This window comes from Saccharospirillum sp. (assembly GCF_040881935.1).
GTDB lineage: Bacteria > Pseudomonadota > Gammaproteobacteria > Pseudomonadales > Natronospirillaceae > Saccharospirillum.
Map to the genome: position 1 here is coordinate 56,952 of NZ_JBBECH010000051.1, position 14,194 is coordinate 71,145.

The window sequence follows — 14,194 nt, forward strand, 5'->3', positions numbered from 1 at the left end:
GGCAGTGCCTTACGCCCTCATCGGGCGCAAGGCACTGATTCAAAGTCGTTTAGACTTCACACTGTGAACGCAACGCCATCGCGCGCTCGTACACTTCACGGGCAGGCAGACCACGGCCTTCCAGATCAGCCAGGTAGGTCTCTTTGGCACGCTCGATGTACGGTGCCCAGGCCGGGTTGCTGGTGCCGCCTTCGATCTGAATGATCTCGTGACCGGCATCGACCGCCTGCTGGCGACCGGCAACGTCTTGAGCATCAAACACTTCGCCGGCTCTCAGCGACCAGTCCATGCCGGAGTTGGCATCGATAACCGCTTTGTTTTCGGCAGACAGGTTGCTATAGACACTTTCGTTCATGGTCAGAATGAACGCCAGGGTGTACAGGCCACCGATTTCAGTGTGTGAATCGGATAGCTCGTTCAGGCGGAAAGACAAAGCACCTTCCCAGGGCAGGGCAACACCATCGATAACGCCACGCTGCATGGAAGTGTAGCTTTCAGGCGCCGCCATCCCGACTGGCTGGGCACCCAGTTCAGTCAGAATGTTACCCACAACAGTGGTCGGGCGACGAATGCGCAGACCTTCCAGGTCGTCAGGCGAGTCGATGCTGGTGCCGGAAACGTGGAAACCGCCCGGGCCATGCGTGAAAATGAAGATGGGCTGGGTGTCGCTGTATTCCTCGTCGATGTGACCTTCGTCCATCAGGTTTTGCAAAATGCAGGCACCTTGCTTGCCGCTGTCGGAAACGCCTGGCAGTTCAACCAGCTGGGTTAGCGGGAAACGGTTGGCCGTGTAGCCCTGAACCGTCGCTGTGGCGTCCATGATGCGGTTTTTAACAGCATCATACTGAGCCGGTGGTGCTGCCAGTTGGCCGCTTGGGTAGACTTGTACTTCAATGCGGCCATCGGAGTCCGCTTCGACCGCATCGGCCCAGGCCTGTACGACGTCGGTATGGGCAGCAGCGACCGCTGGCCACAGGTGGCCAACGCGCAAGGTGACTTCTTCAGCCTGCACAGAGGCGGCGGAAACAGCCATCAGGCCAATCAGGGATGTTGTCTTAACGTGCTTAAGCATAATTCAGTTACCTCGTTGTTTTTTTAATACACAAGCCCCCTGGGCTCGTGTATCCGGCCAGTCTTTCCCGGCCAGGCGGCTTCTTACTGCAAGACTGCTGCAAGTTCCAATCGACACGTGCCCAAGCGTTCGGGGTAGTTGTCGACCATTGGCACAGAGTGTAATCCAGATCCTGAATTTCGCCTGAACGATCAGGCAATCTGCAACCGTTATGAACCCAGTATTCACAGCCTGGCGCGGATGAACCAGTTAGTTTTCCTTAACAAGGTATTAATTTATGTTATAAGTTGGTTAAACTTATGTAACATTTCAAGCGAATGGGAGCCGTGTATTGCTTGATAAGATCCCCAATTTACGGCATTTGCGGGCCTTTAGTGAGGTCGCTCGCTCGCACAGCATCAGCGCGGCGGCCGAGCGTATTTTTCTGTCGCAATCGGCAGTGACCCAAGCCGTTGGCAAGCTTGAGGCCCGTCTGGGCATCGGTTTGTTCGTGCGACGCCATAACGGCATGTACCTGACCGACAGTGGCGAATTGCTGGTGCACCGGGTAGACCGCTGCATGGCGTTTCTGCGCACCGGTGCGCGGGAGGCGGTGCGCATTGCCGATCGCAAGCAGGAAGGGGTTCGGGCGTCTGTTCATCCCTCTGATCAGATGACCAACGCCCACTTGCGTGCTTTGCTGGCGTTGCAAACCGCGACCAGCTATAGCACGGCGGCCCGGTCGTTGGGTATTTCGCAGCCGGCGGTCTATCGCGCCGCCGGTGAGCTGGAAGGGTTGCTCAACGCGGTTCTGTTCGAAAAAACCAGCATTGGTATCAGCCTGACCCGCGCTGCGTTGCGCCTGGCACGCTTCGCCTTGCTGGGGTTGCGCGAACTCGAGCAAGGGCTATTTGAAGTGCATGAAATGCAGGGGGCGGATTCCACTCTGATTCGGGTCGGCTCCATGCCGCTGGCGCGAACCTTTTTGCTACCCGCGGCCATTAACCGCATTTCGGCGCTGAAGCCTGAGATTCGGGTCGATGTTCTGGAGGGGCCCTACGACGACCTGCTGAACCGGCTACTGCACGGCGAGCTGGATTTACTGATCGGCGCGCTGCGTGACCCGGCACCGAGTTCGGACATTCACCAGGAACAACTGCTGACCAGCCCGATCTCGGTGGTGGCGCGCAAACAACACCCGCTGGCCGGGCGGGGTGCCCTGACACTGGAAGACCTGCACGGCTACCCCTGGGTTGTTCCGCGTGAGGGCACCCCGGCCCGGGCCCTGTTCAACCGCTTGATCGCGTCTCAGGATCCGGGGGCACTTGGCGGCGTTATTGAATGCAGCTCGCAGATCGTGATTCGGGAACTGCTGCTGGGCAGTGACCGGCTGACCTTCATTTCCAGCCACCAGATCGAACACGAGCAGCAGGAAGGCATTCTCACGGTGCTGAACGTCGACATGCCCCCGGTCGAGCGCCCGATTGGCATCACCACGCGCAAGGACTGGCAACCGACCACCACTCAGCGGTTGTTTATCTCCATCGTTCGTTCACTGGCGCAGGCGCTGGCGAGTACTAGCCGCAAGGTCAGGTGACCACTCAGGTTGCGGGATGTCTTTGCTCAGCGAGTTTGGAATTAAGTGACTACCGTACCCTGAAGTAAGACACCGATTCGAGCAGCTCCTGGCTAAGCTGGTTCAGGGATTCCGTGGAAGCCAGTGACACCCGTGCGCGCTGGGTATTTTCCTCGGTGATGGCGTTAACGTCGTTAACAGTACTGGAAATGCCAGCGAGCGTTGCATTCTGTTCCTCGGCGGCTGCCGAGGTTTGCAAGGTCCAGTCCTTAATCTGCTCGACTGAACCGACGAACCGTTTGATAGCACTGCCAGCCTGGCTGGCCGTATCGACCGAATCGACTGACCTGGTGTGACTGTCCCCGATCACACCGACGGCTGCCCGGGTGCCTTTGCGCAGTTGCTCCAGCGTCTGCTTGATCTCCTCGGTCGATTGCTGGGTTCGGTGTGCCAGCTTGCGCACCTCGTCGGCGACCACGGCGAAGCCCCTGCCTTGCTCGCCGGCACGGGCCGCTTCGATGGCAGCGTTCAGGGCGAGAAGATTGGTCTGTTCGGCAATGGCCTGGATGGAATCGATGATTGTAGTGATGTTCTCGGCCTGACCGTCGAGCTGCTCAATGACCGTGACTGATTGTTCGATCTCCGATGCCAGGGCCTGTATGGCGTCTACCGTACTCTGCACAGTGATGTTCCCGTCGGCCGCCGCCTCATTCGCCTGCTCGGCCACTCCCAGCGACTGTACCGCCGCTTCAGAGACCTGGTGCGAAGCCGATTGCAGCTCTCGGATTGCCTCGGCCAGTTGTTTCATTTTCTGCTGTTGAGCTTCGGCGTCGTGAAAGCGGGCTTCCGTGTCAGCCATGATATCGCTGGCGGAGGTGCGCAGGTGTTCTGATAGATGCATGACAGACCCGACGATGCCCGAAAGCTTGGCGTTCATTTGTGCAACAGCCAGCTTAACCTCGTCAACTTCATCGCCGTTTTCACGAGCCTCGATGTTCGCGGTCAAATCGCCACCCGCCAGTTTTTTAGTGGCACCGACGATGGACTTAAGGTCTCGTTTCAGTTTACGCAGCACCCACAAAGCTACAGCGCCCGCTAGCACCAACAGGGCAACGAGACCTACGATCAGATTGAATACCGTAGTTTGCTGTGAAGTGATCAGTTGTTCGGACCGTAAGTTCATCAGGGTGTGATACTGCGTGTTCATCAGATTGACCAGAGATTCCACGTCTTCCAACGACTCATCCAATCGTTCCTGGACCTCGCTGTTCTCATTCCAGCTTGCCTTGTTCACCCAGGCATTCCCTGCTTCGCCGAAAGCGATACGCAATGCTTCAAACTCAACCTGAAGCTGGTCAACCAACACTTGCAGTGACTCGCCAGTCCGGGACTGCATTACCGCATCCCAGTTCTGGACCAGCCTTGTATCCAGGCGGGTTAACTTGCCTGTCAGGTTTTCCTCAGTTGTCTTGGCGTCCTCAAGCGCCTGCTCCAACTCAGGTAGCTGGACAACTCGCGCCGAGTAGCGAGGCCCATATCCCTGGCCACTGTATATTGCTGTTTAAGGCGACCCCAGTCGTCAGTCAGCGAAGCATTGAATTGCCTGAGTTCGGCATCGTTCTCAATGTTAGTAATGACGGATTGGAAGCCATTAACGAACAGCACCGCCATAGTAAGTAGCGCAATAAACAACGCTACTATGAGCAGACTGATCTTCAGGGTAATAGAAACACGGTTCATGACAGGCGCCTGTAATTTATAATTGTTGCTTGAACCAATATTGGGTGGCTACGGTCAATGGTTGGTGTTCTCGATCAGGTTTAACGCGGCCTCCACTGCTGTTCGATACCCTGTTGGACCAAGGCCGGCAATAACGGCAGTCGCTATTCGGGAAACCAGCGACTTGTGATAAATGTCCTCACGACGATGGATATTGGAAATATGCAACTCAATGATTGGGCCTGGAAACATCTTGAGCGCATCCAGGATCGGAATGGAAGAAAAGGTTAACCCCGCGGGGTTAATGATGATCGCAGCGGCGGGCTCGTCAATGGCTTCGTGTATCCATTCCACTAACTGACCTTCGTAACCGGACTGACGAAAAACCACCGGGTAATGACCGCTGGCCTTGCGGCACATAGACTCAACTTCGTCCAATGTGGTGTGACCGTAAATCTCAGGTTCACGCTTTCCCAGTCTGTTGAGATTAGGGCCATTAAGGATATAGATCGGCTTCATTTCAATTTCCTCTTGTTGTTTTTAGCCATCGTAGCCAAATTGACGTGGTAGCCAGAGAACGATGTCGGGAAAAAGCGTGATGCACACTAATGCCAGGAACAGAGCACCAATGAATGGAATCAGATCGACGAACAGACTGCGTAGCGGCGCCCGGGTGATGCTTTGCATGATGAATATCAGTAGCCCATAGGGCGGTGTCACCAGCCCAATCATAATATTTACTACCGTAATCACACCAAAGTGAACGAGGTCGATGCCCAGCGCGTTCGCAGAAGGAATAAAGACCGGCACAATGATCAGGATAATGGCCGTTCCCTCTAACAGACATCCAAGCAGCAGAAGCACCAGATTGACGATGAGCAAAAACTGCAATGCCGACAAGTTATAGCCTTCCAAAAACAGGCTCAAAGATTGAGGGATGTTCTCGGACGTCACGACGTAGTTAAAGACGAGCGCACCGGCGATCAACATACCAATGGCTACAGAAGAGCGGGCGCTATTGACGAGTGAGCCATATATCTGTTTTATGCCGATGTTTCTATAAAGTACAATCGACACCAATAAAGCATAGGCTGCCGCCACAGCTGCTGCCTCTGTCGGTGTCATTGCCCCACTGTAAATCCCGCCTAACAAAACGACCGGTAGCATCAACGCAGGGAAAGCACGAACAGTAATGCCTGGCAAGGCCCGGACGGGAGTGGGTTCTTCTACCGGAAACTTTTTGTAGCGCGCTGTGATCCATACTACCGCCATCAGCATGACCCCCATGAGCAACCCGGGGATAATGCCGCCTAAAAACAGATAGCCGATGGATGCGTTTGAAACAAGCGCATACAGCACCATCGGTATGGAAGGCGGGATGATCGGGCCTATGACTGCAGCGCTTGCCGTCAATGCCGCAGCAAAGCTTCGCGTATAGCGGCCGTCCTTTATCATCATATTAGCGATAATCCGGCCAGTACCGGCTGCGTCTGCGAATGCAGAACCGGACATTCCGGAAAAAATGATGGACTGAACAATATTCACATAAGCCAATCCGCCACGAAACCGACCAACCAGAGCATTGCAGAAGTGGAGCAGTCGATCGGTCATGGTGCCAATGTTCATCAAGTCCGCCGCTAAAATGAACAGCGGAACGGCAAGGATAACGTAGCCACCATACATACTGTTCAATAGCCGTTCGGCAACCAGACCCATGTCCATACCATTCATAAAGAGATAGACAATAGAGCCTGAAATCATTGACAAACCGATGGGTAAACCCAGAAGTGCCAGAGCAATAATCACCAGAAGCGCGAGCGTAAATGGATCCATTATTAACCTCTATTACTGTCGCTTTGGGGTTCGTTCGCAACCATTGGGTCGTGCCCAAGGGCGGCACGAATACCAAGCCATAGGTAGCGAAGTACAACAGCCACAGCAAAGACAACGTAGATGGAGTAAAGCCAGTCGTAACGAACACGCAGGTAAGATGTACTCTGCACTTTCATGAAAGTCACATAGTCATATACCGCAGGCAGTGAAATTAAAAAAAGCAGAACAACGCCACAGGAGAAGAGTACGGTCATTACTCGCCTGGCCAGGGGCGGGACATTGCTATAGAAAATGTCGAATCGAATTTCGTCCCGTTCGCCCAATGTGAAGGCTGCGCCAAACAGAACAAGCCATACCCACATCATAGTACTAAGTTCCGAAGCCCAGCCTGCAGGCCAGTTAAGTACATATCGGAAAAGTACAGTGATTAAAAACGAAATAAACATTACGGCAAGCATGGCAGCGGCGACGGCATTGGTAGCACGTCGGAACCACGTCGCGATACGATGGATACTCTGGCGCATCTTCATAACTTAACGCTCTCGTATTTAGCTGGATCGGGCGCCCGCGATGCGGCCGATCCGATAGCTATCAAAGGTTATTGATGCGCTCGAGCATACCTTCGGGCCAGGATTCGGAGAGCCTTGATTCGAGGTAAAGTTGCTGAGCATAGCTGCGAAAGGCATCGACATCAGGCGTGTAGATGTCAACACCTTCACTGCGAAAGAAGTCAGCCAAATTCTGCTCATTTCGCTGATGCTCAGCCGTACTCCAGGCAATAGCCTCGTTAGCCGCGCTCTGGAAGGACTGTTGCTGTTCTGGTGTCATATCATTCCAGACGCTCGATGAGACCATTAACAGATCAAAGGCTACCAGGTGAGAAGTCAGGGCAATCTGGTCCATTACTTCATAAAACCGCATGTTTTGCACATTCGGCAGAGGGTTGTCCTGACCATCGATCGCACCGGTCTGCAACCCTGTATAGACTTCAGAATAAGCCATGGCTGTCGGGTTGGCTCCCAGTGCCTGCCCCAGGAACTGCCAGGACTCACCCGGAGGCATGCGCAATCGAACGCCGGACATGTCTTCGGGAGTTGCGATGCGCTCATCATCTACCAAGCCGACATGGCGCGTTCCGAAAAAGGTTGGACCCAGGATATGCACCCCTAGCTGATCTTCTACCATGCCTTTCATCTCTTCTCCTGCATCACTTCTGAAGAATGCCAGGAGATGCTCAGCGTCCCGGAAGAGGTAGGCGGAGGTTAAGATGGACCACGCTGGGATCTGGTTGGAAATATCCTGTGGTGACACATTGCTCATCTCCAGGTTTCCACGCTGAAGCGCGACCAGTTCGGACCCCTGACTGAACAAGGTGCCTCCGTAGTGCATTTCTATATCGAAATCCGACGCGACGGCGTCTTCGAAGCGCTGCATCATCTCGGCGCGGATGTCTTGCTCGGAAAATACAGCGGAGAAACGGAGTTTGGGGTTGTCTTCTGCGACGGCAACGGTCGACGCGGTCGCCGAGAGTAGCATGGCGCCTGCGACAATGATGTTGCGGTATTTGGCGGTAATGGGCATGGAATGCCTCCTTTTATTGTGATTGTTTGCCCACCAAGAGGCTACCGCACCCTCGCTGGACAGACTTCATGCTACATAATACAAAATAATGATCAACCGTTTTAACGATAATTAACGGATATTATAGAAAATATCATTTTTAGGTGCCTTTTTGTTGCCGAGCCGGAGGCTGGGTGACAGAATGTTGGTTTTACAGAGGAGCCAGAACTTGCTATCTGTGCAGCAGGAAACAGCGGGTGAAAGTGCATACCGGTCAATTCGTAGCGATATCATTGGAGGTCGGCTGACACCGTGTTCCAGGCTACGCCTGGATACATTGAAAGAACGCTATTCGGCCAGTGTTAGTACACTTAGGGAGACCCTGTACCGATTGTCGGCTGAGGGCCTGGTCTATTCCGAAGGTCAACGGGGGTTCGAGGTTGCTGCCGTTACTCAGGAAGAGTTCATACAGTTAGCGGTATTGCGTGAATTGCTGGAAGGTTATGCATTGCGGGAGTCTTTCCGTAAGGGTGACCTGGAGTGGGAAGGGCTCGTTGTTGGTGCGTACCACAAGCTCGAGTCGATGGAGCGCCTGATGATGACGGGGGATACCCGCCGCAGTGCTGAATGGAAGTACTACGACCGCGAGTTTCACCGTACCCTGGTTTCTGCCTGTGGTTCGCAAGAGCTACTCAACGCCTATAGCATGATCTTTGACCGCTATCAGAGATATCAAATTGTCGCGGTCATCTTCCGCGGAAAGCCAGCCGCTCAGGAACATCGCGTTCTACTGGAATCGGCTCTTCAACGAGACGCAGAACGTGCATTGACTGTACTGCACGAACATATTGATGCCTGTGTCGCTCATACGGTTAGCATCGGTCAATTGCCTATGGCAAAACGTGTGGCAACACCCTACATCGGCACGGCATCGAGTCAGGCAAGTGCCGCTTCGTCTGTAGGCGAGACGGTATGGGGCAAATTAAGGGCCGATATCATCACCGGAAAGCTAGCCCCGGGGAACAAGTTGAAGATCAGCAGTCTGCGCGATCTCTACCAGACCAGCGTAGCGACCTTACGCGAAGTACTTAACCGATTAACGTCAGAAGGTTTTGTCATTGCCGAAGGTCAGCGCGGCTTCGAAGTTGCGCCTGTGTCAGCCATTAACATACGTGAGTTGGCCGAATTGCGTCTTTTAGTGGAAGGCAAGGCCCTTGAGGACTCTTTTGGATTGGGAGACGTCGACTGGGAAGCGCGGGTTGTGGCAGCTTACCACAAACTGACTTCCGCAGAGGCTGATATGGAAAAAGGTAACAACCAGGTAACTGAACGTTGGAAGCAATGTGACTGGCAATTTCATCAGGCATTGATCTCAGCGTGCGGCTCCCAATCATTGATGCACCTGCACAATGCCATCTTCGACAAGTACTTGCGGTATCAATTCATTGCGTTGTCCTATCGCGGGCCTATCGCGGGCGATGAACATCATGAACTCTTCGACTGTGCCATGAACAGAGACGTGCAGGGGGCCAGGAAAACGCTCCACGAGCACCTATGGGGTGGGGTAGAACACGCGCTGGCTGCAGGAAGTATCCCGGGCTGACTGAGTAGAAACCGCAGTTCTGGTGCCGGAGGTTTGAGCCGGGCCCTTGGCGGTGCGGCATTCCTATATAAGTCCGTCGGGATGCCGCACCACTGGTGTCAAAGTCCCTCGGACAAGCCAGAGCTCCGGGGAAGTGTTGAGAGAGTCTTTCGTTTCAATTCAAGTACAACGAGCAAGGTCAGATGACGCCCCCTGTGCTATGAAGCGCTGGTGCCTGAATTTACCACCAGCTGTTCAAAGTAATGGTCACGCACTGAACCGACCTGGGTGTCAATGTCGGCTGCCGTGGCCTGGTGACCGGCGAAGAACCGGAACGCATCGATGCCCTGAAAGACGAACAGATCGACCCCCGACAGCGTTGCCGCTCCCTGATGTTCGGCGGCGATCAGCAAGGCCGTGCGGGCCGGAATATAGACTGCGTCGAACACCCATTGCCGGTCGTTCAGGCGGTCGGTACGAATCGGGCAGCCCGGGTGGTTGAAGTGCCCGACCGGGGTGCAATTGACCACACCATCAAACTGCGCCATCCGGCTTTCTGCTTCATCGGCGGTGAGGGTCCGGGTGGTGATGCCCTGGGCGTTCAGGTCCCGGCTCAGGGTTTCTCCGCGCGCCTGTTCACGCTCAACCAGGTACAGCTCGGTAACACCCAGAGCGCCGAGTGCACAGGCCACCGCGCGGCCCACGCCACCGGCACCGATTAGCAACACCGAACCCGCGGGCCGGTCGGCGAACTGGCGGCGGTAGGCACTGATAAAGCCGCTGTAGTCGGTGTTTTCCGCGTGTATTTTGCCGTTCTCGAAAATCAGGGTGTTGGATGACCCTACCCGGCGGACGCCGTCGCTCAGGGTATCGGCCAGGTTTTTGGCCGCTTCCTTGAACGGAAAGGTCACGTTAGTGCCGCGATACCCCTCATGACGCAGACGGGCCACGGTTGCCGGGAAGTCAAAGCCGTCGACGCCCAGTGAATCGACCAGGTCGTATTGGGTATCGATGCCCACCAGACGACCCAGGCGCCGGTGCAGATCGGGTGATTGGGATTTGGCGATGCCCTCGCCAATTAATGCCAGTTTCATGGCCGGTGTCATGGTATGGAATCTCCATCAGTGTCTGCAGACGGGTTGGCCAGGGCATCCGCCTGTTGCTGGGCGGCGGCACGGACGAACGCGTTCGGTGCGCCGAGGCCCTGATAGCCATCGCGTTGCACCAGTTCGAAAAAGAACGATTGATGATCGGGCCGGACATAGAGCTGGCGGAATGCGCCGAAGGCATCTTCGTCGTAGAGCACCGAGTGGTCCTGCATCCATTGAACCTCGGACTCGCCCAGTTCGTAGCGCGCCAGCAGATCGCGGTAGTAGTTCACGGGTATCGGCAGGGTCGGCGTGTGGGCCCGGGCCAGTCCGGCAACGGTGGCGGCCATGTCACGGGTGCGCAGGGCAATGTGTTGCACGCCCGAGCCCCCCACGGTTTTGACCAGGCGGTTGCTGGTGGTGTCCGGCGAGGCGCTGGCGTTCAATGCCAGTCGAAAACGCCGGCTTTGATTGGCGTTGTCGCTGTTGTGCAGCACCTGGCTCTGGATCAACCCCCTGGGGTCGGTGACGTCAAAAGACGCCGTCGGTTCCAGCGCAAACACCGAACGGTATTGCAGCATCACCGACAAATAATCGTGATACGACAGCGACAGGCTCAGGTGGTCGACATCAAGCAGCGGCCCTTCGGGTATTGGCTGCACATCCACAGAAAATTCGGTATCCCAGACCCGGCTCAGTTGCGACGCATCGACAATGTAGGCCAGCGAACCGTCGATGTTGCGCATCGCCGTCATGTCGTGGCTGGCATTGACGTCTTTCGGTTCAACCAGGTCGTAACCCAGGGCTTTGGCGCGTTTGATCGCCTGGTAAGCGTTGTCGACTTGCAGGCCAAAGGCACTGACGGACGTGGCTTCGCGTCCGGGTACCCGACCGGCAAAATCACGCTCGGTATTGATGACGACATTCAGGTCGTTCATCGCCCAGCGCTCGGCCGCGACCCGGGCGTGTTTGCCCACGCAACGCAAACCCAGAGCGCTCAGGTCGGCGCGCAGGACATCCGCCCGGTCCGGGTTGATGGCAATTTCGATAAAGGCGAGCCGCTCGACCGGTTGCGGTGCCGGCACCGTCGACTGGTCGGCCATGGTGCGCAACAGCCGGTAAGAGTGCATGCCATCGCGCGCGGTCTGGTCGGAATGGCCCATGCGAAACACATCGTTGAAAATTTCGTGTGACAGAGCACCGTCGTACCGGGTTTCACTCAGCAGTTCCATGAATTGCGGCATCTGCAATTCACCCTGACCGGGGAAGCAGCGGTAATGACGGCTCCACGACAGATGATCCATCGACAGGCGCGGCGCATCGGCGGTTTGCACCAGAAAAATCCGGTCGCCGGGAATGCTGGCGATGGTGTCGAGCTCAGTCTGGCGGGAAAAGATGTGAAAGGTATCGAGCACCAGGCCGACCGCCGGGTGGCTGGCACGGCGCACCACTTCCCAGCTGTCGCGATAGTCGTGAATATGAGTCCCCCAGGCCAACGCCTCGAAGGCGATTCGCAGGCCGCGTTTCGCCGCCCGCTCACCGAGTTCGGCGTAGTCGTCTGCCGCCCGGGCGATACCGGGTTTGGCATTGGGGTGAACCGAACTGCAGCACATGAGCAGGTCGGTACCGAGCTCTTCCATCAGATCAAATTTGCGCTCGGCGCGATCGAAGGCGCGTTGACGGTCCTTACCTTCCAGGCCTTCAAAATCCCGAAAGGGTTGCAGCGTGACCAGTGTCAAACCCCGGTCACGAATCAGCTGGCCCGCTTCACGAGCGGTGCCATTGAACGCGGTCAGGTCGTTTTCGAAAATCTCAACGCCTTCGAAACCCGCGTCAGCAATGGCGGTTATTTTATCGCGCAGGGTGCCGCTGAGGCACACTGTGGCTATGGATGAATACATACTTCTAACCCTCAAGTAACTAGGCAGAGTCTCTAGTTTGTAGAATATGTAGAGTGTTCATTCTAATTACCCCTGGTAGCCTAAAGCCCGTGGTAGATAGAGAACGAAGTCTGGCGCAGCATTGATAAACACCAGGGCAACCAGTAGTGCGAGTAAAAATGGTAGCACTTCGCGTATTATTTTTTGAATCGGTGTTCCAGTGATACTCGATACGACAAATAGCAACATGCCATACGGTGGAGTGATCAGCCCAAGCATGGAATTCACTAACACAATAACTCCAAAGTGAATCATGTCGATCCCAAGGAGTTGTGCTGTAGGGATAAATATAGGCACGATAATCAGCAATATCGCACCACCTTCAAGCACACATCCTAGCGCAAGAATTAGCAAATTTATGGTAATAAGAAACGTGATCTTCGACATCTCGTATTGAGCCAAGTAACTGGCAATGCTATCAGGGATGCCTTCTCTGGCGATCACAAAATTAAACGCAAGAGCGCCAGCAACCAAGATACCCACAGAGGCCGTAGACCTGCTGCTTTGTACTAAAGTCTGGTAGAACTGTCTGACGCTGACTGAGCGGTAGGCAACCACAGAAATGACAAGTGCATAAAAGGCGGCAACGGCCGCTGCTTCAGTAGGTGTGGTAATACCGCTATATATGCCACCCAACAAGATAACAGGAAGCATCAGTGCAGGAAAAGCGCGGGCCGTAACTCTTGGAAACTCAGATAGTTTCGTAGCTTCATCGGTACCAATATCGCGTTTGTGTGCAATTATCGAATTCATAATAATAAGTACAAGAGCCATTAGCAGGCCAGGGAAAATTCCCGCCGCAAAGAGAAAGCCAATAGACGTATTTGAGATAAGTGCATAGAGAACCATAGGTATCGAAGGAGGAATAATTGGCCCTATTGTCGCTGAAGCCGCTGTTATAGCCGCAGCGTAAGCGGGCGTATATTTTCCATCCCGGGTCATCATTCCAATAATGATTCGACCCATCCCAACCGCGTCAGCAATTGCAGAGCCCGACATTCCTGAGAAAATCACGCTAGAAACGACATTTACGTGACCCAGTCCGCCTTTGAATCGGCCAACGAGGGCTTGGGAGAACCTTAATAGCCGATCTGACAATGTGCCAAGATTCATGATGTCGGCTGCCAGGATGAACAATGGGATGGAGATCAGTGTGTACCCATTGAACAACCCTTGTAGTAGTGTCTCCGCCCCTAATGAAGTGTCATATCCATTGAGTAAAAGAAAAACAATGACTCCCGCCATCATTGCCAGTCCAACTGACAAACCCATGATGGTCATGATGACTATCAGTATTACGCTGATAGTAAATGGATCAAACATGAAAAGTACCTCAGGATGGTTATTCGGACGGTAAGTATTTTTTGTTGTTGGTAATAGCTTTCCAGACCATTCCCGTGGATCGGCCTATGACGGCGATGCTAAAGCCGAGGTAGATTGAGAACACCCAGCTAAACGGAATTCGCATATCGGCAGTTCGTTCGATCGCCATAAAACTTATGTAGCTGTAAGCATCTGGTAGCGCGATAAGGAATATTAATGCACAAAGAGAGTGGACAACACCATCCATGATGCGTTGTGTGGTAGGGCCAACGGCCCCGTATACCATGTCAATTCGTATTACCTGCTTGTCAGACACGATAAAAGCGTAGCCAAATAGTATGCTCCATAACCAAGCTATACTAATGTACTCATTAGACCAACTGATTGAATTGTTCAAAACATAGCGGGAAAATACCTGCACAATGAATAGCAGAAACATCGATCCGAGCAAAAGCGCCATTAGGTTTTCAGCACGCCGATATAGCCAATTATTTATTGAGTAGAATGCGTTCATCCTAAATT

The 14,194-nt window shown here is 54.3% G+C and carries 13 protein-coding genes; 2 read left to right on the plus strand and 11 right to left on the minus strand.

Annotated features, from left to right (window positions below):
• Positions 1-49: 49 nt before the first annotated feature.
• Positions 50-1,072, minus strand: a complete 1,023-nt coding sequence (locus tag WEB54_RS08440; protein ID WP_368055029.1) for a TRAP transporter substrate-binding protein — start codon at positions 1,070-1,072, stop codon at positions 50-52.
• A gap of 331 nt (positions 1,073-1,403) precedes the next feature.
• Here WEB54_RS08440 and WEB54_RS08445 point away from each other — a divergent pair, with 331 nt between their 5' ends.
• Positions 1,404-2,648: a LysR family transcriptional regulator gene (locus WEB54_RS08445; protein ID WP_368055031.1), complete on the plus strand. Its 1,245-nt coding sequence runs from the start codon at positions 1,404-1,406 to the stop codon at positions 2,646-2,648.
• Positions 2,649-2,697: 49 nt separating this feature from the next.
• On the opposite strand, the gene WEB54_RS08450 is transcribed toward WEB54_RS08445, so the two are convergent.
• The 6 genes from WEB54_RS08450 to dctP form a co-directional block, all read right to left on the minus strand.
• Complete coding sequence (locus WEB54_RS08450; protein ID WP_368055033.1) at positions 2,698-4,023, minus strand: methyl-accepting chemotaxis protein; 1,326 nt, start codon at positions 4,021-4,023, stop codon at positions 2,698-2,700.
• Between the two features lie 53 nt (positions 4,024-4,076).
• A complete protein-coding gene (locus WEB54_RS08455; protein WP_368055035.1) occupies positions 4,077-4,367 on the minus strand; it encodes a hypothetical protein in 291 nt (96 codons plus the stop codon).
• 54 nt (positions 4,368-4,421) lie between these two features.
• Positions 4,422-4,865, minus strand: a complete 444-nt coding sequence (locus WEB54_RS08460) for a type II 3-dehydroquinate dehydratase (protein ID WP_368055037.1) — start codon at positions 4,863-4,865, stop codon at positions 4,422-4,424.
• Between the two features lie 21 nt (positions 4,866-4,886).
• Positions 4,887-6,179, minus strand: coding sequence for a TRAP transporter large permease (locus WEB54_RS08465; RefSeq protein WP_368055039.1), 1,293 nt, complete (start codon positions 6,177-6,179; stop codon positions 4,887-4,889).
• Between the two features lie 2 nt (positions 6,180-6,181).
• Positions 6,182-6,709 carry a TRAP transporter small permease gene (locus WEB54_RS08470; RefSeq protein WP_368055041.1) on the minus strand — a complete coding sequence of 176 codons (528 nt, stop codon included), beginning with the start codon at positions 6,707-6,709 and terminating at the stop codon, positions 6,182-6,184.
• Positions 6,710-6,770: 61 nt separating this feature from the next.
• Positions 6,771-7,760, minus strand: a complete 990-nt coding sequence (gene dctP / locus WEB54_RS08475; protein WP_368055043.1) for a TRAP transporter substrate-binding protein DctP — start codon at positions 7,758-7,760, stop codon at positions 6,771-6,773.
• A gap of 217 nt (positions 7,761-7,977) precedes the next feature.
• Here dctP and WEB54_RS08480 point away from each other — a divergent pair, with 217 nt between their 5' ends.
• Positions 7,978-9,342: a GntR family transcriptional regulator gene (locus WEB54_RS08480; protein ID WP_368055095.1), complete on the plus strand. Its 1,365-nt coding sequence runs from the start codon at positions 7,978-7,980 to the stop codon at positions 9,340-9,342.
• Between the two features lie 197 nt (positions 9,343-9,539).
• On the opposite strand, the gene WEB54_RS08485 is transcribed toward WEB54_RS08480, so the two are convergent.
• The 4 genes from WEB54_RS08485 to WEB54_RS08500 form a co-directional block, all read right to left on the minus strand.
• Positions 9,540-10,427, minus strand: a complete 888-nt coding sequence (locus WEB54_RS08485; RefSeq protein WP_368055045.1) for a shikimate dehydrogenase — start codon at positions 10,425-10,427, stop codon at positions 9,540-9,542.
• Positions 10,424-12,310, minus strand: a complete 1,887-nt coding sequence (locus tag WEB54_RS08490) for a bifunctional sugar phosphate isomerase/epimerase/4-hydroxyphenylpyruvate dioxygenase family protein (protein WP_368055047.1) — start codon at positions 12,308-12,310, stop codon at positions 10,424-10,426. Before WEB54_RS08490 ends, WEB54_RS08485 begins: the two co-directional genes overlap by 4 nt.
• 66 nt (positions 12,311-12,376) lie before the next feature.
• Complete coding sequence (locus WEB54_RS08495) at positions 12,377-13,672, minus strand: TRAP transporter large permease (RefSeq protein WP_368055049.1); 1,296 nt, start codon at positions 13,670-13,672, stop codon at positions 12,377-12,379.
• A 19-nt stretch (positions 13,673-13,691) separates the two neighbouring features.
• Complete coding sequence (locus WEB54_RS08500; RefSeq protein WP_368055050.1) at positions 13,692-14,186, minus strand: TRAP transporter small permease; 495 nt, start codon at positions 14,184-14,186, stop codon at positions 13,692-13,694.
• Between the last annotated feature and the right edge of the window lie 8 nt (positions 14,187-14,194).